The organism is Roseovarius autotrophicus (assembly GCF_018069895.1).
Classification (GTDB): Bacteria; Pseudomonadota; Alphaproteobacteria; order Rhodobacterales; family Rhodobacteraceae; genus Roseovarius; species Roseovarius autotrophicus.
Genome location: NZ_JAGQDH010000017.1, coordinates 1 through 23,605 on the forward strand (window position 1 = coordinate 1; position 23,605 = coordinate 23,605).

20 protein-coding genes are annotated in these 23,605 nt (G+C 63.7%); 12 read left to right on the forward strand and 8 right to left on the reverse strand.

All coding sequences use genetic code 11. The features are described 5' to 3' along the window. Positions 1 to 84 precede the first annotated feature (84 nt). The 3 genes from KAK09_RS14375 to KAK09_RS14385 all read right to left on the reverse strand — a co-directional run bounded on the left by KAK09_RS14375 (position 85) and on the right by KAK09_RS14385 (position 3,889). Positions 85 to 927, reverse strand: a complete 843-nt coding sequence (locus KAK09_RS14375) for a hypothetical protein (protein WP_210879634.1) — start codon at positions 925 to 927, stop codon at positions 85 to 87. Then, positions 920 to 2,875 (reverse strand): DNA topoisomerase IV subunit B, encoded by a 1,956-nt coding sequence (parE, locus tag KAK09_RS14380; protein WP_210879635.1) that lies wholly within the window; start codon positions 2,873 to 2,875, stop codon positions 920 to 922. The genes KAK09_RS14375 and parE overlap by 8 nt, the downstream gene beginning before the upstream one ends. An 81-nt stretch (positions 2,876 to 2,956) precedes the next feature. After that, positions 2,957 to 3,889 carry an AEC family transporter gene (locus KAK09_RS14385; RefSeq protein WP_210879683.1) on the reverse strand — a complete coding sequence of 311 codons (933 nt, stop codon included), beginning with the start codon at positions 3,887 to 3,889 and terminating at the stop codon, positions 2,957 to 2,959. Between the two features lie 230 nt (positions 3,890 to 4,119). Between KAK09_RS14385 and gmd the strand changes: the two genes are divergently transcribed. The 3 genes from gmd to KAK09_RS14400 are packed head-to-tail and all read left to right on the forward strand — an operon-like array spanning position 4,120 to position 7,672. Then, complete coding sequence (gmd, locus tag KAK09_RS14390; RefSeq protein WP_210879636.1) at positions 4,120 to 5,238, forward strand: GDP-mannose 4,6-dehydratase; 1,119 nt, start codon at positions 4,120 to 4,122, stop codon at positions 5,236 to 5,238. Between the two features lie 5 nt (positions 5,239 to 5,243). Further along, positions 5,244 to 6,203 carry a GDP-L-fucose synthase gene (gene fcl / locus KAK09_RS14395; protein ID WP_247651300.1) on the forward strand — a complete coding sequence of 320 codons (960 nt, stop codon included), beginning with the start codon at positions 5,244 to 5,246 and terminating at the stop codon, positions 6,201 to 6,203. A 20-nt stretch (positions 6,204 to 6,223) separates the two neighbouring features. Beyond that, on the forward strand, positions 6,224 to 7,672 hold the full coding sequence (locus KAK09_RS14400) for a mannose-1-phosphate guanylyltransferase/mannose-6-phosphate isomerase (protein ID WP_210879637.1): 1,449 nt from the start codon (positions 6,224 to 6,226) through the stop codon (positions 7,670 to 7,672). 18 nt (positions 7,673 to 7,690) lie between these two features. On the opposite strand, the gene KAK09_RS14405 is transcribed toward KAK09_RS14400, so the two are convergent. Continuing rightward, a complete protein-coding gene (locus tag KAK09_RS14405) occupies positions 7,691 to 8,377 on the reverse strand; it encodes a GntR family transcriptional regulator (protein WP_210879638.1) in 687 nt (228 codons plus the stop codon). Continuing rightward, positions 8,361 to 11,300 carry an FAD-binding and (Fe-S)-binding domain-containing protein gene (locus tag KAK09_RS14410; protein ID WP_210879639.1) on the reverse strand — a complete coding sequence of 980 codons (2,940 nt, stop codon included), beginning with the start codon at positions 11,298 to 11,300 and terminating at the stop codon, positions 8,361 to 8,363. The genes KAK09_RS14405 and KAK09_RS14410 overlap by 17 nt, the downstream gene beginning before the upstream one ends. Before the next feature lie 144 nt (positions 11,301 to 11,444). Here KAK09_RS14410 and KAK09_RS14415 point away from each other — a divergent pair, with 144 nt between their 5' ends. The 7 genes from KAK09_RS14415 (at position 11,445) to KAK09_RS14445 (ending at position 18,399) form a co-directional block, all read left to right on the forward strand. Then, positions 11,445 to 12,629 carry a pyridoxal-phosphate-dependent aminotransferase family protein gene (locus KAK09_RS14415; protein WP_210879640.1) on the forward strand — a complete coding sequence of 395 codons (1,185 nt, stop codon included), beginning with the start codon at positions 11,445 to 11,447 and terminating at the stop codon, positions 12,627 to 12,629. A 117-nt stretch (positions 12,630 to 12,746) separates the two neighbouring features. Next, a complete protein-coding gene (locus KAK09_RS14420; protein WP_210879641.1) occupies positions 12,747 to 13,721 on the forward strand; it encodes a TRAP transporter substrate-binding protein in 975 nt (324 codons plus the stop codon). Positions 13,722 to 13,831: 110 nt separating this feature from the next. Further along, entirely contained in the window at positions 13,832 to 14,386 is a 555-nt protein-coding gene (locus KAK09_RS14425; protein WP_210879642.1) for a TRAP transporter small permease, read from the forward strand. Next, on the forward strand, positions 14,386 to 15,666 hold the full coding sequence (locus tag KAK09_RS14430) for a TRAP transporter large permease (RefSeq protein ID WP_210879643.1): 1,281 nt from the start codon (positions 14,386 to 14,388) through the stop codon (positions 15,664 to 15,666). Before KAK09_RS14425 ends, KAK09_RS14430 begins: the two co-directional genes overlap by 1 nt. Positions 15,667 to 15,674: 8 nt before the next feature. After that, positions 15,675 to 16,448 (forward strand): enoyl-CoA hydratase/isomerase family protein, encoded by a 774-nt coding sequence (locus KAK09_RS14435; RefSeq protein WP_210879644.1) that lies wholly within the window; start codon positions 15,675 to 15,677, stop codon positions 16,446 to 16,448. Beyond that, positions 16,445 to 17,647: a CaiB/BaiF CoA transferase family protein gene (locus KAK09_RS14440; protein WP_210879645.1), complete on the forward strand. Its 1,203-nt coding sequence runs from the start codon at positions 16,445 to 16,447 to the stop codon at positions 17,645 to 17,647. The genes KAK09_RS14435 and KAK09_RS14440 overlap by 4 nt, the downstream gene beginning before the upstream one ends. Beyond that, positions 17,644 to 18,399 (forward strand): 2-keto-4-pentenoate hydratase, encoded by a 756-nt coding sequence (locus tag KAK09_RS14445; RefSeq protein WP_210879646.1) that lies wholly within the window; start codon positions 17,644 to 17,646, stop codon positions 18,397 to 18,399. The genes KAK09_RS14440 and KAK09_RS14445 overlap by 4 nt, the downstream gene beginning before the upstream one ends. Here the strand turns inward: KAK09_RS14445 and KAK09_RS14450 are convergent. Continuing rightward, complete coding sequence (locus tag KAK09_RS14450; protein ID WP_210879647.1) at positions 18,370 to 18,630, reverse strand: hypothetical protein; 261 nt, start codon at positions 18,628 to 18,630, stop codon at positions 18,370 to 18,372. The genes KAK09_RS14445 and KAK09_RS14450 overlap by 30 nt on opposite strands. 18 nt (positions 18,631 to 18,648) lie before the next feature. Beyond that, positions 18,649 to 19,485, reverse strand: coding sequence for a 3-oxoadipate:acetyl-CoA acetyltransferase (locus KAK09_RS14455; RefSeq protein WP_210879648.1), 837 nt, complete (start codon positions 19,483 to 19,485; stop codon positions 18,649 to 18,651). Between the two features lie 303 nt (positions 19,486 to 19,788). Here KAK09_RS14455 and KAK09_RS14460 point away from each other — a divergent pair, with 303 nt between their 5' ends. Then, the gene (locus tag KAK09_RS14460) at positions 19,789 to 20,763 is read left to right on the forward strand and encodes a KpsF/GutQ family sugar-phosphate isomerase (RefSeq protein ID WP_418895537.1); all 975 of its coding nucleotides are present in this window, start codon (positions 19,789 to 19,791) and stop codon (positions 20,761 to 20,763) included. Between the two features lie 418 nt (positions 20,764 to 21,181). Here the strand turns inward: KAK09_RS14460 and KAK09_RS14465 are convergent, their stop codons facing one another. After that, entirely contained in the window at positions 21,182 to 22,102 is a 921-nt protein-coding gene (locus KAK09_RS14465; RefSeq protein ID WP_210879649.1) for a LysR family transcriptional regulator, read from the reverse strand. A 100-nt stretch (positions 22,103 to 22,202) separates the two neighbouring features. Here KAK09_RS14465 and KAK09_RS14470 point away from each other — a divergent pair, with 100 nt between their 5' ends. Further along, positions 22,203 to 23,438 (forward strand): urate hydroxylase PuuD, encoded by a 1,236-nt coding sequence (locus KAK09_RS14470; RefSeq protein WP_210879650.1) that lies wholly within the window; start codon positions 22,203 to 22,205, stop codon positions 23,436 to 23,438. Positions 23,439 to 23,605 lie beyond the last annotated feature (167 nt).

Here is a 23,605-nt window from a genome sequence, read left to right on the forward strand (position 1 = left end):
GGGCCGTCCAAATGGACGCCCATTTTGCCGTCTACTTCCAAAATCCAAACCCTCCGTCACGCGCATGCGCACAGAATGGCTGGATCAAGTCAGAAATGGCAGGAGGGGATCGGCGTCGCGCTTACCTTTCAACGGAATTATACTGAATTCGCAATTGCGCCCATCGTCGTCGCTATAATAGCCAGTGTAAAGCCAAATTGACGGGAACGGCGTCATATCAATCTCTACCTTTACTGCTTCAAGTGCATCAAAAAAATCGTCTGGCGATGCGTGGGTTGTTAAGTTGTCCAGAACCAGCACCGTTTCATCTTTAGCACGATGTTTTTTAGATGTTTTCTTTTGGATGGCTGAAACTAACGCTTCTTTCAAATCAATTCTTGGATTCATTGGCGGGCGCAAAAACATCTTCGGACCCATGTCCTCAGCTCCAATATGATAGTGTCGTCTTTTTCCTCTTTCCATCTTAACAGCATCAGCAATATCTTTTGGAATGGTGCCGGGAAAATGCTTCTCGATTTTATTGACCTCAAAGCCCCTCAACACACTCTTCCGCAGTAAAATCATACAGTCGTTTTCTGCTTTAATTGCTTTCAATAAGGCCCGGTCCGCTATGCGGCAGATCTCTAAGTTAAACGTATTACCATCATGCAAAACGTAATGCATATCCCAAGGATCGTCGCGCCTAACGACATAGAACTGCGGCTGCTCATCGCTATCTGCGTAGTAGATTTGCGCGTATTGTTGGCAAAAGTGAAAACCAATAATGTCTTCTCGTGCACGGTCATCCAATACGTTCAGCCTAACTACTTCATGCACTGAGCCGTCGGGTTCAATGAACACATGACGAGTGTAGTTATGTTTATCTTGCAGATCTTTCCTTGGCTCGAATTTGTACCCTGATCCCTGAAGAACATCTGGCTCATACATCCAACTCCTCCACAAATCTAGCATTCTCCGAGATATACTGGAACCGCAGTTCCGGCTTCTTGCCCATCAGCCGTTCCACCAGATCACCCGTCTGGCCCGGTTCATCCTCGTCTATCGTCACGCGGATGAGTTTGCGAGAGGCGGGGTCCATCGTGGTCTCTTTCAAATCCTTGGCGTCCATTTCGCCCAGGCCCTTGAAGCGCGAGACGTCGATCTTGCCCTTTCCGCCAAGGCCCTTTTCCAGCCACAGATCGCGCTCGGCCTCATCCAGGCAATAGACCCGTTTCGCGCCCTGCGTCAGCCGATACAAAGGCGGGCAGGCGAGGTAGAGATGGCCCGCATCGATCATCGGGCGCATTTGCGTGAAAAAGAACGTCATCAGAAGCGCCGCGATATGCGCGCCATCGACATCGGCGTCGGTCATGATGATGATCTTGTCGTACCGCAGGTCGTCGAGGTTGAACTTCGTCCCCAGCCCCACGCCAAGCGCCTGCGACAGATCGTTGATCTCCTGGTTGCTGCCGAGCTTCGATGACGCCGCGCCCAGCACATTCAGGATCTTGCCCCGAAGCGGCAAAAGCGCCTGCGTGCGCCGGTCTCGCGCCATCTTGGCCGAACCGCCCGCCGAATCGCCCTCGACGATGAAAAGCTCTGTCCCCTCGCGTGACGAGGCCGTGCAATCCACCAGCTTGCCGGGCAGGCGCAGTTTTTTCGTCGCGGTCTTGCGCGCGGTCTCTTTCTCCTGCCGCCGCCGCAGGCGTTCCTCGGCGCGCAGCACCAGGAAATCGAGGATCGCGCCCGCCGATCTGGTGTCCGCCGCCAGCCAGTTGTCGAAATGGTCGCGCACAGCGCCCTCGACCATACGCGCGGCCTCGGTCGTGGCCAGCCGGTCCTTGGTCTGACCGACGAATTCGGGCTCGCGGATAAAGCAGGAGACCAGCGCGCAGCCGCCCGAAATCAGGTCCTCGCGGGTGATCTGCGCAGCCTTGCGGTTATTGGCCAACTCGCCATAGGCCTTGATCCCCTTGAGGATCGCCGCCCAGAACCCGGCCTCGTGGGTGCCGCCTTCGGGCGTGGGCACGGTGTTGCAATAGGACTGGAGAAAGCCGTCGCGCGAGGGCGTCCAGTTGATCGCCCATTCCACCTTGCCCGGCACGCCGAATTTCTCGCGGAACTCCACCGTGCCGGTGAAGGGGCGTTCGGCATAGGTGGTGGCGCCGCCAAGCGTCTCGTTCAGGTAATCGGCAAGGCCGCCGGGGAATTTGAACACCCCCTCAAGCGGCGTCTCGCCATCCGCGATATCGGTTTTCCAGCGGATTTCCACGCCCGAAAACAGATAGGCCTTGGAGCGCGCCATCTTGAAAAGGCGCGCGGGCTTGAGCCGGAGCGAGCCGAATATCTCGGGGTCGGGGTGAAAGGTGACGGAGGTGCCGCGCCGGTTGGGCGCGCTGCCCACCCGCTCCAGCGGGCCTTGCGGCACGCCGCGCGAGAAATTCATGCGGTAAAGCTCTCGACCCCGCGCCACCTCCACGCTGAGGTGATCCGACAGCGCATTGACCACCGAGGAGCCGACGCCGTGCAGACCGCCCGAGGTCTGATAGCTGTCGCCGGAGAACTTTCCGCCCGCGTTGAGCGTGCAGAAGATGATTTCCAGCGCGCTCTTGTCAGGGCTTTTCGGATGCGGATCGACCGGGATGCCGCGCCCGTTGTCGCGCACGCTGACATGGCCGTTCTCGTGCAGTTCCACCTCGATCCATGTGGCGTGGCCCGCCACGGCCTCGTCCATCGAGTTGTCGATGATCTCGGCCACCATGTGATGCAGCGCCCGGTCATCCTTGCCGCCGATATACATGCCGGGGCGCAGGCGGACATGCTCCATGTCCTCGAGCACCTGAATGGCAGAGGCGTCATAGACGGAGGCTGTGGAAGGGCTAAGGAGATCATTCATGCCGCTGCTCTTTGCTTTTATGGGTTGGGGCACAGTATGTCAGAGCGGAGGGGTCGGGGGAAGTGGCCGGGCGCGCGCGCCTCAGTAACGCGCGCTCGTCCAGCCGATTACCAGCGCCACCGTGACCACCGCCGCCACGGTGGAAATAAGGATGGCCGAAGACACCCGGCGCGGCGCGACGCCATAGCTTTGCGCGATGATGAACACATTGCCTGCCACCGGCAGCGCCGCTGCCGCGATCACCACCGCCGCCGTGTAGGGCGGCACGTCGAAGAGCCAGAGCACCGAGACCGCCACCGCCGCCGGGTGCAGCACCAGTTTGCAGAGCGAAAGCCACGCAGCCACATGCGGCCGCTCGGCCGATTTGGCCGCCAGCGACGCGCCGATGGCAAAGAGTGCGCCGGGCGTCGCCGCACCGCCAAGAATGGCCAGAAAGGCGTTCATCGTTTCGGGAATCGGCAGGCGCAGCGCCGACCACGCGAACCCCGCCACAATCGCCACGATCATGGGATTGCGCAAGAGACCCATGCCGATACTGCCCAGAATGCGCACCGACATGCGGCCGTCGCGGGCCCCGGTAATGAGGATCACCACCAACGATCCGAAGACCAGCAGATCGACCGCCAGCACCAGCATCACCGGGCCGATGGCCGCCTCCCCCATCAGCATGGCCAACATCGGCACGCCGAGAAAACCGACATTGCCGATCACCGCGCATTGCGCTTCGATTGCCGCCTCCTCGATCCGCAGCCGCCGCAGATACGCCACCCCGGTCGCCAGCGCATAGACCACCGAGGTCGCCGCGAGATAGGCCAGCACCACCTGCCAGTCGAGCACCTCGCCCAGAGTGAGGTTGGCCGAGAACCGGAACAGCATGGCCGAAAGCGCAAAGTAGAACACGAATTTCGTCAGCCACGCCGTGCCTTCCTGCGAAAAGAACCCGGTCCGCCCGGCCCCGTATCCAAGGCCGATGATCAGAAAGAATGGCAGGGTTTGCAGGAACACGCTGAGCATGGTGCTTGGTAGCAGCCAATTCCTTCGCGTCAATCACCTCCTGTGCGGGTCTGCAACAGCATTTTCTGCCATGGATTGAATTTTCAGGTCACGGTTCCCCCTCCGGCAGAATATGCTATCGAAGGTGCAAGGCAGGGGTTATGCCCGCGGCCTTGACGCGGCACCGCAATCCGGTGTCGTAGGATCAATAACACGCTGGATCACGGGCCAGGACAGAGAAGCAAGAGCACATGAAACGGGCACTTATCACGGGCATCACGGGGCAGGACGGCAGCTATCTGGCGGAATTCCTGCTGGAAAAGGGCTATGAGGTTCATGGCATCAAGCGACGCGCCTCGCTGTTCAACACCCAGCGGATCGACCACATCTATCAGGATCCACATTCCAACCATCAGCGGCTCAAGCTGCATTACGGCGATCTCACCGACAGTTCGAACCTGACCCGCATCCTGAGCGAGGTACGCCCCGACGAGGTCTATAACCTCGGCGCACAAAGCCATGTGGCAGTCAGTTTCGAGGCCCCCGAATACACCGCCGATGTGGATGCCATCGGCACCCTGCGCCTGCTCGAGGCGATACGCTTTCTCGGGTTGGAGAAGGTCACGCGTTTCTACCAGGCCTCCACATCAGAGCTTTACGGGCTGGTGCAGGAAATCCCACAGCGCGAAACGACACCATTCCACCCACGCTCGCCCTATGCCGTGGCCAAGCTTTATGCCTACTGGATCTGCATCAATTACCGCGAGGCCTATGGGATCTATGCCTGCAACGGCATCCTCTTCAACCACGAGAGCCCGCGCCGCGGCGAGACGTTTGTGACCCGCAAGATCACCCGCGGGCTGGCCAATATCGCGCAGGGGCTGGAGCCGTGCCTTTATATGGGCAATATCGACAGCTTGCGCGACTGGGGCCATGCCAAGGATTATGTGCGCATGCAGTGGATGATGCTGCAACAGGACGCGCCACAGGATTATGTGATCGCCACCGGCCAGCAATATTCGGTGCGTGAGTTCATCCGCTGGACCGCCGAAGAACTGGGGATCAAGCTGGAATTCTCTGGCGCGGGCGTCGATGAGGTCGCCACCGTCGCCGCCGTCAGCGGCGACAAGGCCCCGGCGGTCCGCACGGGCGATATCATTATGCGCATAGACCCGCGCTATTTCCGCCCCGCCGAGGTCGAGACGCTTTTGGGCGATCCGTCGAAGGCCAAGGCCGAACTGGGCTGGGAGCCAGAGATCACCGCGCGGCAGATGTGCGCCGAGATGGTGGTCGAAGACCTGCGCACCGCGCGGCGCCACGCGCTGCTGAAGGAGCATGGCATGGACATGCCGGTAAGCTTCGAGGGATAAGCGCAATGAAAATATATGTGGCCGGTCATCGCGGCATGGTGGGAGGGGCGATCCTTCGGCGGCTGCGCGCACGGGGGGACGGCGCGACCCTGCTCACGCGCAGCCATGCAGAGCTTGACCTGACCGATCAGGCCGCTGTGCGCGGCTTCATGCAGGCCGAGCGTCCCGACGTGGTGATCCTTGCCGCCGCCAAGGTGGGCGGCATCCATGCCAACAACACCTATCCGGCCGACTTCATCTATGAAAACCTGATGATCGAATGCAACGTGATCCATCAGGCCCATGCGGCGGGGGTGCGGAGACTGTTGCAACTTGGCTCAAGCTGTATCTACCCGCGCGAGGCGGTGCAGCCGATGCGCGAGGACGCGCTCCTGACCGGCCCGCTGGAACCCACGAACGAACCCTATGCCATTGCCAAGATCGCCGGGATCAAGCTCTGCGAAAGCTACAACCGGCAGCATGGGACCGATTACCGCTCGGTCATGCCGACCAATCTCTACGGACCGGGTGACAATTTCCACCCCGAGAATTCCCATGTCCTGCCCGCGCTCATCCGCCGCTTTCACGAGGCGCGCGCGCAAACGCAGGACGAGGTGGTGATCTGGGGCACCGGGCGGCCAATGCGAGAGTTCCTGCATGTGGATGACATGGCCGAGGCCTCGCTTTTCGTGTTGGGTCTCGACCGCGCCACCTACGAGGCCAACACCGCCCCCATGCTGAGCCATATCAACGTGGGCACCGGTCAGGACGTGACGATACTGGATCTGGCGCAGATGGTGGCGCGCGTCACGGGCTTTGACGGGCGGATCACCACCGACCCGACCAAGCCCGACGGCACCCCGCGCAAGCTGATGGATGTCAGCCGCCTGGCAGAGATGGGCTGGCGCGCGCGGATCGGGCTGGAACAAGGGATCGCGGAGACCTATCGCTGGTTTCTGGAACACAGGGACACGTTTCGCGGCTGAGGCAGACAAGGAAGCGGCACATGGCAAAAGATATTCACCCGGTTCTGCTCTGTGGCGGATCGGGCACGCGGCTCTGGCCCTTGTCGCGCAAGAGCTATCCCAAGCAGTTCACACAACTGACCGGCAAGGAAAGCCTGTTCCAGGCATCGGCGCGGCGGCTGTCCGGTCCGGGTTTTGCCGCGCCCGCGGTCATCACGGCTTCGGATTATCGCTTTGTCGTGACCGAACAACTGGCTGCGGTCGAAATCGCCGCCGCCGCCACGTTGATCGAGCCGGACGGGCGCAACACCGCGCCCGCGATCCTTGCGGCGGCGCTGGAACTGGAGTCGCGCGCGCCCGGAGCGCTGATGCTGGTCGCCCCCTCCGATCACGTCATTCCCGACGCGGAGATGTTCCGCGCGGCGGTCAGGGCGGCGATACCGGCGGCGGAGACGGGCCAGCTTGTGACCTTCGGTATCCGCCCGGACCGGCCCGAGACCGGCTATGGCTGGCTGGCTCTGAGCTCGGCGCCGGAGGCAGGCTTTGCCCCGGTGCCTCAGTCCCTCCGGGGTTTTGTGGAAAAACCCGACGCGGCCACGGCAGCGCGGCTTCTGGACGGGGGGATGCATCTTTGGAACGCGGGGATTTTCCTGTTCTCCACCGTCACCATTCTTGAAGCGTTCAAGACCCATCAGCCCGCGCTCTTGGCCGCGGTCGCACGCGCGTTCACCGAGGCCGAGCGCGATCTGCATTTCCTGCGCCTTGCTGCCGGTCCCTGGGCCGATTGCGACGCGATTTCCATCGACTATGCGGTGATGGAAAAGGCCGACAACCTGTCCGTTGTTCCATATGGTGGCGCATGGTCAGACCTTGGTGGTTGGGATGCGGTCTGGCGCGAGAGCGGGCCGGATGAGGCTGGCGTCGTCACCTCCGGGCCTGCCACGGCCATCGACTGCACCGGTAGCCTGCTGCGGGCCGAGGAGGGGCAACAGGTGCTGGTGGCTATTGGCCTGAGCGATGTGATCGCCGTGGCCATGCCCGACGCCGTTCTGGTCGCCCACAAGGACCGCGCGCAGGATGTAAAACTGGCGGTGGCCGCGCTCCGGGCAGCGGGCGCATCGCAGGCCGAGACCCTACCTCGCGACTATCGCCCCTGGGGCTGGTTCGAGAGCCTTGCCACCGGCGGCCGGTTTCAGGTCAAGCGCATCCATGTGAACCCCGGCGCGGCGCTCAGCCTTCAGAGCCACCACCACCGCTCGGAACACTGGATCGTGGTCGAGGGCACAGCCACGGTCACCATCGACGACAAGGTGCAACTCGTGACCGAGAACCAGTCGGTCTATATCCCCCTGGGTGCGGTGCACCGGATGGAGAACCCCGGCAAGGTGCCGATGGTCCTGATCGAGGTCCAGACCGGCCCCTATCTGGGTGAGGATGACATCATACGATACCAGGATGTCTATGCGCGCAAGCAGGGCGCCAAGGGATAAGACCGCCGTAGACCGCTCTCAACCCTTGGCGCGGATGGCGGCGAACTTGCTCAACAGGTGCATCTTCATCAGGCTGCCCGCCCGGTTCGCATCGCGCGCCCGCAAGGCAGCGGCGATCGCCTCGTGTTCCTCGACCGCCGCGCGCCAGCGTGCGGATGTCAGATTTGCCTGATAGCGCGCGCGTTGCACGCGAAAGGCCAGCAATTCGTGCGACCGCAAAAGCGTATCGCTGCCCGTTGCCGCCAGAATCGCCTTGTGGATCGCCTGATTGATACGGAAATAGGTCGGCCTGTCCGATTTGTCGAAGCTCGTGCGCAGATCGCGGGTCAGTGCCTCGATCTCGTCCAGCGCCTCATCATCCGCGTTCTCGGTCGCCAGTTCCCCCGCCAGCCCCTCGAGCGCCGCGAGCACCCGGAACACCTCGGCCAGTTCCGCCTCGCTTTGGCGAGTGATCACAGCGCCGCGATGCGGGATAAGGTCCAGCAACCCCTCGGCGGCCAGCACCTTGAGCGCCTCCCGGAGTGGCGTACGCGAGACGCCGAACTGCTCGGTCAGCGCCTTTTCGTTGATCTTCTCGCCGGGCTGCAACAGGCCTTCCAGGATCATCTGGCGAAGGCGGTTCGTGATTTCGACGGCCAGCGCGGTGCGGCCGATGGGTTCAGATCTCAACTCGTTCATCGGGGCCTCGTTACCGGAACTGTCCATCTGTGCGCCCCTCCCTTACAGCATTTTCCGACGCCCTGTCGAAGATTTCCGCGATATGCAGCGCGCGGCGATCGGTGCCATCGGCGATCTGGTGGCGGCAAGAGGTGCCATTGGCGATCAAGAGATCATCGGGCGCGGCGGCACGCACCGCAGGCAACAGCGATAACTCCCCCATCTTGAGCGAGACATCAATGGTTTCCGCCTGATAGCCAAAGACCCCGGCCATGCCGCAACAACTGCTCTCGATGGTCCTGGGGTCAAGACCGGGGATCAGCGCCATAGCCGCGCCCATATCGCCCATCACCCCCGCCGCCTTTTGGTGGCAATGGCCGTGGACATGGGCGGTCTGCCCCAGATCGGCCAGCGGCAAATCAAGCCGTCCGGCGCGCGCCTCTCGGGCGATGAATTCCTCGAAGAGAAAGGCGTTTTCCGACAAGAGCCGCGCGTCGTCCCCCGGCAAGAGCGTGAGAAACTCATCCCGCAGGGTCAAAAGGCATGAAGGCTCCAGCCCCACCACCGGCACGCCCGCGCGCACATGCGGCAAGAGCGCCGCCAGCGTGCGCCGCGCCTCGGCGCGCGCCTGCTCGATCATGCCCGCCGCCAGATAGGTGCGCCCACAGCAGAGCGGGCGACCGGGCGCCTGGGCGGTGATCACCTCATATCCGGCGCGCGCCAACACGCGCAGCGCGGCGCGCGGGATCTCCGGCTCCATCCAGCGATTGAACGTGTCGGTAAAGAGAATGACCTTGCCCGCCTTGCGCGAAGTCCGGGCGCGTCTGATCTCTGAATCCCTGAAATAATCCCCCCGAAACAGCGGCAGCGACCGCCCCCGCGCCAGCCCGGTCAGCCGTTCGCTCAGCGCCGCCAGCATCGGCACCCGGTTGCGCAACGCGATGAGGGCGCGCAGCGCCACGGCCACGCGCGCATAGCGCGGCATCTCGGCAATGAGCCGCGCGCGCAGGCCGAAACCCAGCTTTTGCCCGCGCTGATACAGCACCTCGGTCTTCATCCGGGCCATATCGACGCCGGTCGGGCATTCGCGCTTGCAGGCCTTGCAGCCCACGCAAAGCCTCAAAGTCTCGGCCATTTCGTCGGAGAAAAGCGCGTCCTTGCCCAACCGCCCCGACAGCACCAACCGCAGCGTGTTGGCGCGGCCTCGCGTCACATCGCGCTCATTGCGGGTCACGCGGTAGCTGGGGCACATCGCCCCGCCCGAGAGCTTGCGGCACGCGCCGTTGTTGTTGCACATCTCGACCGCGCCCTGAAATCCAGCGCCCTTGCCGGTCCAGGCGGACCAGTCATGGCCGGTTTTCAGATCGGCGAAATCATAGCCCGGCGGATAGCGCATCAGGGTCCGGTCATCCATTTTCGGCGCATGGACGATCTTGCCGGGGTTGAGGCGGGCGTCGGGATCGAACGCCGCCTTGACCTCCTCAAAAGCCTTTAGGATGCGCGGCCCGAACATCGCGCCATGAAACTCCGAGCGCACGATGCCATCGCCATGCTCGCCGGAATGAGAGCCTTTGTATTCGCGCACCATCTCGAACGCGGCTTCCGCGATCTCGCGCATCTTGCGCACGTCCTGCTCCAGCCTGAGGTTGAGGACGGGCCGCACATGCAGGCACCCCTCCGAGGCATGGGCATACCATGTGCCGGTGGTGCCGTGGCTATGAAACACCTCTGTCAGCCGGTCGGTATAATCCGCCAGATGATCCAGCGGCACGGCACAATCCTCGACGAAGGACACAGGTTTGCCCGCGTCCTTCATCGACATCATGATATTCAGCCCTGCCTTGCGCAACTCGCCGATCTCGGCGGCAAGGGTCATGTCCCAGACCTCGACCACGCCGCCCTCATGCGCGCCGCCCGTGCCGAACCCATAGCCGAGGTCCGACATCGTGTCGGCCAGGCGCACCATGTTTTCCGCGTTCTCTGGCGGGGTATCGGCGAATTCCACCAACAGCATTGCCGCCGGTTGTCCGCGCACGAATTGCTCCAGCGTTCTGGCATAGATCGGGATGGCGCGGGCGAGGTCGATCATGGTGCTGTCCACCAGTTCGACCGAGGTGGGGCCAAGCGCCACAAGCGGTTTCGCGGCCTCCATCGCGGCGCGGAAGGTGGGGAAATGGCAGACCCCCAGCACGCGGGTTTTGGAGGGCAGCGGCGAGAGTTTGATCTCGATGGCGGTGGAAGTGGCCAGCGTCCCCTCGGACCCGATCAGCAGATGGGCAAGGTTGACGGGCGCGGCACCGGGCACCAGCGCGTCGATATTGTAGCCCCCCACGCGGCGCTGCACCTTGGGAAACCGCGCGGCGATCTCGCGCGCCTCGCGCGCGCCCAGATCCAGCATTTGGCGCAGGAGGGGTTCCGGCACGCGGCTGCCGGTGCCAGGGCCGAAATCGAACGGCGTGCCATCGGCAAGATAGCCCTTGATCCGCTCAACATTGTCGCGCGTCGTGCCATAGCGCAACGACCGCGAGCCGCAGGAATTGTTGCCCACCATGCCGCCGATCGTGGCGCGCGAGGCGGTCGAGACATCGACCGGAAACCACAGGCCATGCGGTTTCAATGCGCGGTTCAGATCGTCCAGAACGATCCCCGGCTCTACCACCGCGCGCCGCCCCGCGACATCCAGCTCCAGAATACGGGTGAGGTATTTCGAGCAATCGACGATCAGCCCCGAATTCACCGTCTGCCCGCATTGCGAGGTGCCGCCGCCGCGCATCGTCAGCGGCAGCCCCGCCCCGCGCGCCGCGTCCAGCGCCACGGCGATATCCCCGGCCACACGCGGCACGATCACGCCTGCGGGCATGATCTGATAGATCGAGGCATCGGTGGCATAGCGCCCGCGTGTGAAGGGATCGAACAGTGTCTCGCCCTGCACCTCGCGGCGAAGGTGGTCTTGAATGGTGCTGTCGAGCATGGTCCCCGCATCCGGTGAAGGGTTGAGATATGTCTTGACAGAATATTGAATGCATAATTCAATTCAACATAAATCGCCCCCAAGCCGAGTCTGTCGCACTCGGCGCCTTGCGGGGGGCGATGTCGTGGCATGGGGGGGACGATAATGGGTGCTGGCCGCCATTTTCTGCAAATTCCGGGGCCGTCCAACGTGCCTGACCGCATCCTGCGGGCGATGGATTATCCGACGATGGATCACCGTGGACCCGCCTTTGCCGAGGTCGGGCGCAAGGCGCTGGAAGGGATGAAGCGCATCTTCAGAACCGAGGCGCGTGTGGTGATCTACCCGTCCTCGGGCACCGGCGCCTGGGAGGCGGCGCTGGTCAACACGCTCTCGCCCGGTGACACGGTGCTGATGTATGAGACCGGCCATTTCGCGATGCTGTGGCAAAAGCTGGCGGGAAAACTGGGGCTGAACCCGGTTTTCATCGAAGGCGACTGGCGCAGCGGGGCCGATGCGGGCGCCATCGAGACGCGCTTGCGCGAGGATAGCGGCCACGAGATCAAGGCCGTCTGTGTCGTGCACAATGAGACCTCGACCGGCTCTGTTACCGACGTGGCCGCCGTGCGCCGCGCGATGGATGCCGCCAATCACCCCGCGCTCTTGATGGTGGATACGATTTCCTCGCTCGCCTCGATCGACTATCGCCATGACGACTGGGGCGTCGATGTCACCGTCTCCGGCTCGCAGAAGGGGCTGATGCTGCCGCCGGGCCTGTCGTTCAACGCGGTCAGCGACAAGGCGATGCAGGCGTCCGAAAGCGCCGGGCTGAAACGCTCCTACTGGAGCTGGGCGGAAATGGCCGGCCCGAACGACACCGGCTATTTCCCCTACACCCCCGCGACCAACCTGCTCTATGGCCTGAACGAGGCCATCGACATGCTGGAGGAGGAGGGGCTGGAGGCCGTTTTCGCCCGCCACCGGCGGCACGGGGCAGCGGCACGCGCGGCGGTTGATGCCTGGGGGCTTGACGTGCTCTGCAAGAACGCATCCGACCGCTCGCCGGTGCTGACCGCCGTTCTGATGCCCGAGGGGCATTCCGCCGACAATTTCCGTGCCGTCACCTTGCGCAACTATGACATGTCGCTTGGCAATGGCCTCTCGAAAGTGGCGGACCGGGTGTTCCGCATCGGGCATCTGGGCGATTTCAACGATCTGATGCTGATCGGCACCCTCGCAGGCGTGGAAATGGGCCTGCGCGATGCGGGCGTGCCGCACCGGGCGGGCGGGGTTCAGGCCGCAATGGCGGTTCTGGGCGAGAAGTTCTCACAGGATCGCGCCGCCGCCTGAAACGTCATGAAAACCGGTCGCGGGCAGGAAGGAGGAGCCTGCCCACAACCCAGGAAGAAGGACAAGACCACCGCGCGGCTCATGACTGCGCCATGTGACAACCAAGGGAGGAAGACAATGAAAAAGACAATCATCGCCGCGGTCGTGGCATCCTTTGCCGCGCTGCCCGTCACCGCCGCCGAGACCACGCTTCGGTTTGGCCATGTTGGCGCGCCCGGTTCGCTGTTCGAGGCGACCGTCAACCATTACGCCGCCTGCGTGGCCGAGAAATCCGGTGGCAAGGTCGAGGTGCAGACATTCGGCTCGTCGCAGCTTGGAACCGACAAGGAGCTTTTGCAGAAGCTCAAGCTGGGGCAGGTGGATTTCGCGCTGCCCTCTTCGATCATGTCCTCGGTCAGCGGCATATTCGGCGTGTTCGAAATGCCCTATATCATCAAGGATCGCGACCACATGCGCCGGGTGCAGGACGCGATGATGGACAAATTCCAAAGCGCGGCGCAGGGCAACGGCTATCACATCGTCGGGCTGGCCGAGAACGGCTTTCGCCACATCACCAACAACACACGGCCGATCAACACGCCCGAGGATCTCAAGGGTATCAAGCTGCGCACGCCCAATGGCGAATGGCGGGTGAAGATGTTCCAGCAATACGGGGCAAACCCGACGCCGATGGCCTTTTCCGATGTGTTCACTGCGCTCCAGACAGGGGTGATCGACGGGCAGGAGAACCCCTATGCCCAGATCGCCTCGGCCAAGTTCCAGGAGGTTCAGAAATACCTCTCGGTCACCGGGCATGTCTATACGCCGGCGTATATTCTCGCATCGAAGAAACAGTTCGACAGGCATCCCTCCGAGGTGCAGGCGGCCTTGGGCGCTTGCGCGGGTGAAACCCAGACCTTCACCTACGAGACGGCCGCGCAGATGGAAACCGATCTGCTCGACGTGATCAAGGCGGCGGGCGTTGCCGTGAACGAGGCGGACAAGGACGCCTTCATCGCTGCGTCCAAGCCGGTCTATGACGCCTTCGCCGCCGAAGTCGAGGGCGGCAAGGAACTGATCGACGCGGTCCTTGCGCTCGGACAATCCAGTTGAGCCATCGCCCGGCGACCCCGCATCCGGGTCGCCGGGCCCATCTCGAAACGATCCCCGACCGGCGCGGCACAACCCGCGCCCCGGCGCAATGACGCGGAACGCGGACCCAAATGAACGCTTTACTCCAACGCACCAACCGGATTGCCAGCCGCCTGCTGGAATGGCTCACGGTGTTCCTGATGATCGTGCTGACCTCGGTCGTTGTCGTCGCGGTGATCGCGCGGCTCGGGGGGCGCAGCTTTTCGTGGTATGACGAGGTGGCTGCGATCCTGCTGGCCTGGATCACCTATTATGGCGCGGCTCTGGCGGCGCTGCACCGGCGGCATATCGGCTTTGACACGGTGCTTCTGGCGTTGCCGCCACGCACGCGCATGGTGGCAGTGGTGGTGGGCGAGGCGCTGGTGCTGACCTTCTTCGTGCTGATGGCGCGGGCAGGGTTTCAGGTGCTTGAGGTTCTCGAGGGCGACCGGCTCGTGTCGCTCACCTGGGTGCCCGTGCAGTTCACCCAATCGGTGATTCCGGTCGGAGCAGTCCTGTTCGTGATCTGCCAACTCCTGAGTCTGCCGGATTACTGGGCCAAGACCGCGCGCGGCATCTCGCTCGAACATGCCGAGATCGAGGAAGAGGTCGAAACCGAGATGCAAAAGAACAAGGACCGCAGCTGATGCTGATGCTGGCAATTTTCCTGGCCCTTCTGGCGATGATCTGCATCAACGTGCCGATTGCCGTGGCGCTGGCCCTGGCCGGAGTGCTCGGGCTTCTGGTGACCGAGGGCGCGGGCAGTCTCGTGACCATCGCGCTCGACATGTATGGCGGATCGACCAAGTTCTCGCTCATTGCCATTCCGATGTTCGTGCTTGCGGGCGCGATCATGAACGCAGGCGGCATCACCGACCGGCTGATCAACTTCGTCTCGGCGCTGATCGGTTTCATTCGCGGCGGGCTTGCCATGGTCAATATCGGCGTGTCGCTGTTTTTCGCCGAAATCTCGGGCTCCGCGGTGGCGGATGTGGCGGCGATGGGATCGATTCTCATTCCGCAGATGAAGAAGCGCGGCTATTCCAAGGAACTCTCGGCCGCCGTCACCTCGTCCTCGGCCTCGCTGGCGATCATCATTCCGCCGTCGATCCCGATGATCCTCTATGCGGCATCGGCCAATACCTCGGTGGAGCAACTTTTCGTCGCGGGCGTGGTGCCGGGGTTACTGGGAGCGTCGGGGCTGATGCTGGTGGCCTATATTTTCGCGCGCCGCTACAACCTGCCCACGGAAGAGGCGTTCAACATCCCCCGCCTGCGCGAGACCTTCATGGACGCGTTGCCCGCTTTCGCCCTGCCGGTGATCATCCTCGGCGGCATCTTCGGCGGCTTTGTCACCGCGACCGAGGCGGCGGGGCTGGCCGTGCTGGCCGCAATCGCGGTGTCAGTCTGGTATCGCCAGATCGACCTCAAGCATCTGCGCCGCGCCATGCTCGATGGCGGGATGCAGACGGCGGTGGTCATGCTTCTGGTGGCGGCCTCGGTGCTCATGGGCGGGTTTCTCACCCGCGCGCAGATCCCGCAGCACCTGGCACAGGGCATTCTCAACATCACCGATCAGCAATGGATGATCCTGCTGATCCTCAACTTCTTCTTCCTGATCATCGGCTTTTTCCTGCATTCGGCTGCGGCGATCATCCTCGTGGTGCCCATCGTGATCCCGCTGATCACGGCGGCAGGAATCGACCCGGTGCATTTCGGCCTCGTGGTGACGCTGAACCTTGCCATCGGCCAACAGACCCCGCCGGTGGCCTCGGTGCTGATCACCGCCTGCGCGGTGGCGCGCGCGAATATCTGGGAAGTGTCCAAGGTCAATGTCTGGTTCATCCTCGTGTTGCTTCTGGTGCTGATCATTTGCACCTATGTGCCTGCGGTGCCATTGTTCCTCGTCGAATATTTCTACCGCTGAGGGGACCCATGAGCGAAATCCTGTCCGAAGTCCGGGGGCACACCCTCTGGATCACCTTCAACCGCCCCGAAGCGCGAAACGCGCTGACCTTCGGCATGTATGAGGGGCTGGCAAGCCTCTGCCGCGAGGTGCCCACCGATGGCAGCATCCGCGCCGTGGTGATCCATGGCGCGGGCGGCAAGTCGTTTGCCGCCGGCACCGACATGACACAGTTCCGCGCCTTTTCCTGCCCACAGGACGCGCTTGACTACGAAGAGCGGATGGAGCGGATCCTTGAGACGGTCGAACGTTGCCCCTTGCCCACGGTGGCCGCGATCACCGGCGCTTGCACCGGTGGCGGCGCGGCGATTGCCGGAGTCTGCGACATCCGCATCGCGACGGCCAACCTCAGGTTCGGCTTTCCCATCGCGCGGACACTGGGCAACTGCCTGTCGGCGGCCAATCTCGCGCGACTGGCCGCGCTCATGGGCACGGGCCGCGTGCGCGAAATGATCTTTGCCGCCCGTCTGATCGGTGCAGAGGAGGCGCAGGGCTGTGGCCTCATTTCCGAAGTGCTCGCGGATGAGGCGGCGTTGATGGCCCGTGCTGCGGAACTGGCAGAGACCCTTGGCGAGATGGCCCCCCTGACCCTGCGCGCCACCAAGGAAGCGATGCGCCGCGTCGGCGCCGCCACCCGCGTCGAGGACACCGACCTGATCGAGATGTGTTACATGAGCCGCGATTTCCGCGAGGGGATGGAAGCATTCCTCGCCAAGCGGCCCCCGGAATGGAGCGGCGAATGACGGCAACCGGCCCCCTCGCGGGAATGAAGGTGATCGAACTGGCCCATATCATGGCCGGGCCGGTCTGTGGTCTCATGCTGGCCGATATGGGCGCGGATGTGATCAAGGTGGAAAAGCCCGAGGGCGATGACAGCCGCCGCTTTGTCCCACCCGCGATCAAGGGCGAATCCGCGGCCTACATGATGATGAACCGCAACAAGCGGGGGCTGGCGCTCGACCTCAAGAATCCAGAAGCCGTGACCGTGCTGCACCGCCTGCTGGAAGAGGCCGATGTGGTGATCGAGAATTACCGCATGGGCACGATGGAAAGGCTGGGACTGGGGTATGACGAGTTGCGCGCGATCAACCCGCGCCTGATCTATTGCGAAATCTCCGGCTTTGGCCGCACCGGACCTTATGCCGAACGCGGCGGCTTTGACCTGATCGCGCAGGGCATGTCGGGCCTGATGTCGATCACCGGCGAGGGGCCGGGGCGTCCGCCGGTCAAGACCGGCGCGCCGGTCTCGGACATCACCGCCGGGATCGTCGCGGCGATGGGGGTTTCTGCCGCTTATGCCCGCATGCTGCAAACCGGACAGGGGCAGAAGGTCGATACCTCGCTGTTCGAGGCGGCGATCACGCAGACCTACTGGCAATCGGCGATCGCCTTTGCCACCGGCGTGGCCCCCGGACCGATGGGGTCCGCGCATCCGCTCAATGGCCCCTATCAGGCGTTCCAGACCGCCGATGGCTGGATCAATGTGGGTGCCGCCAACCAGCGCAACTGGCTGCGGTTTCTCGACGTGATCGGCGCACCCGCGTTGAACGACGACCCGCGCTTTGCCACCAACCACGACCGCATGCAGCATCTCAAGGCGTTAGAGGAAATCCTCAACGATTATCTGCGCCACGAAACTTCGGGGGTTTGGCTTGCGCGGATGGAACACGCCGGTTTACCCGCCGGTCCCGTGCTCGATATCCTGCAAATGCAGGCTGATCCACAGGCGCACGCGCGCGACATGATCGTCGAGGTGGATCACCCCGTTGCAGGCCCGGTCAAGACCCTTGGCCACCCGGTCAAGTTCAGCGAAACGCCCGCGCATATCCACCGCCCCGCGCCGGTCCTTGGCCAGCACAGCCGCGAGGTGCTGCAGGAGGCCGGGTATGTCCCGGACGAGATCGAGGCAATGATCGCCTCGGGTGCGGTGATCACGCCATGACCGACCCTCTTGTGGAGGCGCTGATTGCGGCGCGCAAGGGTGGTCCTAAACTACCGGAAACCGCGGGCGAAGGACTGACACGGGCGCGCATATTCGCAGTGCAGGAAGCAGTCGCCGCGCGGCTTGGCCCGGTTGGCGGCTTCAAGGTGGCCTGCCCGCCCGATGCCCCCATCGTGATCGCGCCAATCATGGCGCGCGACATCCACGACAGCCCTGCCGTGATCACCTGTGAGCGCGGCGCAGAGGTGGGCATCGAACTCGAATACGCCTTTCGCCTGACCGCGCCACCGCCTGCCCCCGACCTCCCCGATTTCGAGACCCGCCTCAAGGAGGCCGTCGAACTCCTGCCCGCGTTCGAACTGGTTCAAAGCCGCCTTGCCGATCCCAAGGGTGCGGGCGCGGCGCTCAAGATGCTCGACAATCAACTCAACGGCGCGGTCGTGCTCGGTGCGCCGCTGCGCGACTGGCAGGGCGTCGATGTGACCCGCGCCGGGGCGTGGCTCCGCCTTGGCTCCGAGACGCTGCTTGACGGTGCGGCGCAGGTGCCCGGTGGCGACGCCTTTGCCACCCTCTGCGCCCTCGCCCGCGTGATCGGCACGCATTGCGGCGGGCTCAAGGTGGGGCATGTTGTCATCACCGGCTCGCTCAACGGGCTGCCATGGGTGATGCCGCCCCTGACCGCCCAAGGCCGGATTGCAGGGCTTGGCGATGTGGCCCTGCGGTCAGAGACCGGCCAGGGCGTGTCGCATTGAACTGAAAGTGTCCGGGTCGGGAATGGTGGCCTTGAGCGCGGCCACAAGGGCCGGGAGCGACAGACCATCGCGCAAGTCATCGAGATCGGGCACAAAGGCTTTGATGTGACGGGCAACCTCCGCTGCATGGCGGGCCGGGATCACGCCGGCCGTGCCAAGGGCACGGGTAAAGGCCGCCTCGAAGGCCAGGTTGCCGCAACCATCCAGCACCTCGAGCGTGGCGAAGAACATGGCGGCTTTCTCCTGGTCTCAGGCCGCGACCGGGCGCAGGCCGAGTATCTCGCGCGCCTGCCGCCAGGTGGCGACAGGGCGCTCGTATTTCTCGCACAGGTCCGCCGCGCGACGGACCAAAGCGGCATTGGAGGGCGCAAGCGTATGACGATCCAGCCGCACGTTATCCTCAAGCCCGGTGCGCGTATGGCCCCCCGCCGCGATGGCCCATTCATTGACCACGACCTGATTGGGGCCGATCCCGGCGGCGCACCAGTTGGCATCGGGCGCACGCGTGCGCATGAGGGTGACGTAGAAATCGAACACCTCGCGGTCGGCGGGCATGGCGTTTGTCACCCCCATCACGAATTGCACATAGAGCGGGCCAAAAAGCAGCCCCGCCCCGTGCATCCGGATCGCGTGGAGGATATGGCTCAGATCGAACGCCTCGATCTCCGGCACCACTTCATGGGTCCGCATTTCGGCGGCAAGCCAGGCCACCAGATCGGGGCTGTTCTCGTAGACGCGGGTGGGGAAATTGTTCGATCCCACCGAGAGCGAGGCCATGTCGGGGCGTAAGGGCAGCATCCCGCCCCGCGCGCGCCCCGCGCCCGAGCGCCCGCCGGTGGACAATTGCATGATCATGCCGGGGCAATGCCGCTCCAGCCCCTCTTTCAGCCGCGCGAACCGTTCGGGGTCCGAGGTGGGGTGGCCGTCATCGTCGCGTACATGGCAATGCGCGATGCTGGCCCCCGCCTCGAACGCCGCGTGGGTGCTTTCGATCTGCTCGGAGATGGTGACCGGTACGGCGGGGTTGTCGGCCTTGGTGGGCACCGAGCCGGTGATCGCCACGCACAGGATGCAGGGGGTGGTCATGATAGGGCCTCACACGTTGAAGAACACGGTTTCGCCATCGCCCTGAAGGCGGATGCCGAAATGATAGCGGCTGCCGTCCGCTCGCATTCTGGCCGAGAACCCGGCCATGGACAATGATGCGCCTGCCGACGGGATCGCCGCCTGCCGACGGGATCGCCGCCCGTCGCCTGGTGGCGGATCTGGCCATCGTCGGGCGGATCGGGCCGGCATCGTGGAACGGGTGAGCCGCCGCGCGCGCGGTTGGGCTGGACCGTGCGGGTTTCTGGCGCTAGAGCGGGGCGCGTGATGCAAGGCGCGGGGGCGATGACGGTGACGGACAGAATGGACCACGACAGGATACGCGGCGTGGCAACGCGGGTGCTGCGCGCCGAGGCCGAGGCGCTGATGGCGATGGCCGACTGCCCGCCCGAGGGCTTTGCCCGCGCAACGCGGATAATCCTTGGCGCAAAGGGGCGTGTCGTCACCTCGGGCATGGGCAAATCGGGCCATATCGCGCGCAAGATCGCCGCCACGCTGGCCTCGACCGGCACGCCCGCGCTTTTCCTGCATCCCGGTGAGGCAAGCCATGGCGATCTGGGCATGGTCGCGCCGGGCGATGTCTGTATCCTGCTGTCCAATTCCGGCGAGACGCGGGAGTTGTCGGACCTCATTCAATACACCCGCCGCTTCGACATTCCGATGATCGCGATCACGCGGGTGGCGGGCAGCACGCTGGCGCGGCAGGCCGATGTGGCGCTGATCCTGCCGGACAAGCCCGAGGCCTGCGCCATCGGCATGGCGCCCACCACCTCGACCACCTGCACACTGGCGCTTGGCGATGCGCTGGCCGTCGCGCTGATGGAGGAGCGCGGATTCAAGGCTGACGCCTTTCACGTCTTTCACCCCGGCGGCAAGCTGGGGGCGCAGTTCCTGCGCGTGCGTGACGTGATGCACAGCGGCGCGGCGCTGCCGCAGGTCACGCCCGCGACGCCCATGGGCGAGACGCTGATCGAGATGAGCGCAAAGGGCTTCGGCATCGCGGCACTGGTCGAGGACGGCACCCTGCAAGGCGTCATCACCGATGGCGATCTGCGGCGTAACCTAGACGGACTGATGGGCCATAACGCCGGCGAGGTCGCCACCCGCGATCCACGCACCGCCAACCCCGACATGCTGCTGTCCGAGGCGCTCGGCCTGATGAACCGCCACAAGATCGGCGCTCTTTTCGTAGTGGAAGACGATAACCGGCTTTGCGGTCTGGTCCATATCCACGACTGTCTGCGCGCGGGCGTCGCCTGAGGGCGATCGTTCCTCGATCAGGATTTCGCGCTCGAAGCGGTGTTCCTCGAGGTTCAGCCCCGTGCCGATACGGTCGATGACGACGAACTGCGCCGGCACTCTCAGAAAGGCGCGCGGCTGGTCCGGTCTGCGGCTCATCCCATGGGGATGACGTGTCACGTCAGGCCCCTCCTGGTCCACCCCACGCATAAACCAGAAAATCGGGGACGTTTTTCAAGAAACATGCGAATCTGTCTTTCGGCAGAGCGGATTTGTCCCAGGCGGTGAAACCGGGTTAGAAAGTCGCGCGAGGGCCCGACTGCGGGTGGGCGCCCTGATCGTCGCACGTGGCACTTTATGGTGCAAAATACTCGAACGATTGTGCGGGTTGCATCGTTGCAACTCAAAATCCGGCCTCCCGACCGTCACCAGACCCACCCTAGCGCGCTGTCTCGGTGGCGCGGATCGTTGCGGCGATGCGTTCGACCATGAACTCCATGAAAAGGCGCGTTTTCGGGTCCTGCCAGCGACGATGGGTGAACAGGCACGCCATCTGGATTGGCTCTGGCGGGGTGCGCGTGGCCACCGGCACGAGGGTACCCGCCCGCAGGTGGTCTGCGATCTCGAAAACGGGTTTCAGCGCGACCCCCTGCCCCGCCAGCGCCCAATCGGTCAGCACATCGCCATCATCGGATTCGCAGCGCCCCGTGACGCGAAACCGCTTCGGCCCTTCGGGCGTGGAAAGCAGCCACTGAAACTCGGTCGCGCCGGGAAAGCGCAGGTTAAGGCAGTCATGCCCCTGGGCGATCAGGTCGTCGCCGCTCTCGGGCATCCCGCGCCGCACGACATATTCGGGCGAGGCGCAAAGGATGCGCGCCACATCGGCGATCTTGCGGATACGCAGGTTGCTGTCCTCGGGTTGACCAAGAAAGAACGCCAGATCAAGCCCCTCTGTGGTGAGGTCAACCCTGCGGTCGGTCAGCCGCAGCCGCACATTGACCTCGGGATAGGCTGCGAGAAACTCGGGCACTTTCGGCGCGATCAGGCGACGCCCGACTCCAAGCGGCGCAGCCACGTAAAGCGTGCCCCTGAGATTCTCGGTCATGTTGACGATCTGCGCCTCGGCACGCTCCACCGCCTCAAGGATCTCGCTCGCCCCGCGATAGAAGGATTGCCCCTGCTCGGTCGGCGTCAGGCTGCGGGTGGTGCGTTGAAACAGGCGCACCCCGAGATGCTCCTCAAGCTGCGAGATGCGCGAGGACGTCACCGCCGGCGAAATCCGCAAGTCGCGCCCGGCGGCGGACATGCTGCCCAATTCGTAGACGCGGACGAAGGTGCGGATATTGTCGAGATAGGACATTGTTCGGAATTTTTTGAGACTGCTTGGCTTTTCTCGGTCATACCAGAGGAATTCGATCTCGCCTAGAGTACACGGGAGTTCGACATTCGGGAGGATGGCCATGTATGACCTCGCAGTTCTCTGGGACTGGATCGCCTTTTCCGTGCGCTGGCTGCATGTGGTCACGGCGATGGCGTGGATCGGCGCGTCGTTCTACTTCATCGCGCTCGACCTGATGCTGAAACCCAACCCCGCCCTGCCCGAAGGCGCCTATGGCGAGGAATGGGAGGTGCATGGCGGCGGTTTTTACCACACCGTCAAGTATCTCGTGGCCCCGGCCCGGATGCCCGAGCACCTGACTTGGCACAAATGGCAGAGCTACGCGACCTGGCTCTCGGGTGTTGCGCTTCTGATGATGCTGTACTGGGTGGGGGGCGCGCTTTACCTGCTTGATCCCAGCAAGGCCGACCTTACGCTATGGCAGGGGATCGTGATTTCGGGCGGCTCTCTGACGCTTGGCTGGCTGGCCTATGACGCGCTCTGCAAATCGCCGCTCGGGGCGCGGCCCACGGTGCTCATGCTGCTGCTGTTTGTCATCCTCGTGGCGATGTCCTGGGGCTATCACCAGATCTTCACCGGGCGCGCCGCGCTTTTGCATCTGGGCGCGTTCACGGCGACGATCATGACCGCCAACGTGTTCTTTCAGATCATGCCGAACCAGCGCATTGTCGTGGCCGATCTCAAGGCGGGCCGGACACCGGACGCGAAATACGGCCAGATCGCCAAGCTGCGCTCGACCCACAACAATTATCTGACGCTGCCGGTCGTGTTCCTGATGCTGTCGAACCACTATCCGCTGGCCTTCGCCACCGAATACGCCTGGGTCATCGCGTCGTTGATCTTTCTCACCGGCGTGACCATCCGGCACTATTTCAACACGCTGCACAGGACCGGGACGGGGCCGCACTGGACCTGGGCCGTCACGGTCCTGATCATGGTGGCGATTGCATGGCTCTCGACATTTTCCGGCACCGAGAGTCTTGAAGACGCAGAGGCGCGCGCGCTGGCGCCCCATGAGGCGACATTCGCCGCCGCAGAGGGCTTCGAAGACGCCTATTTCGCCGTGGTCGGCAACTGCTCCATGTGCCATGCGCGAGAGCCGTCTTGGGACGGAATCAATCGGGCTCCCGGAAACGTGATTCTCGAAACCGAGGCCGATGTGGCCCGTCATGCCGACCAGATCTACCTCCAGGCCGGGCTCAGCCACGCCATGCCCCCGCCCAATGCAATAACCATGGAGGACAGCGCGCGCGCGATGATCGTCGCCTGGGTCCGCGCCGCGCGACGGGGCGACTGACACGCCTGCCGGGTGTCTACGGACGCCGGGCGAGCAACGGGCGCATATCCGCCAACTGTCCTGGATTGAGGCATTCCCGCCAAATCCGGCTGAAAAACCGGGCATTAAGGCATGTGCGGGTCGAGAAATGGCCCGATGTGATGGCGGCACGGCAAGGCGCACGCTTG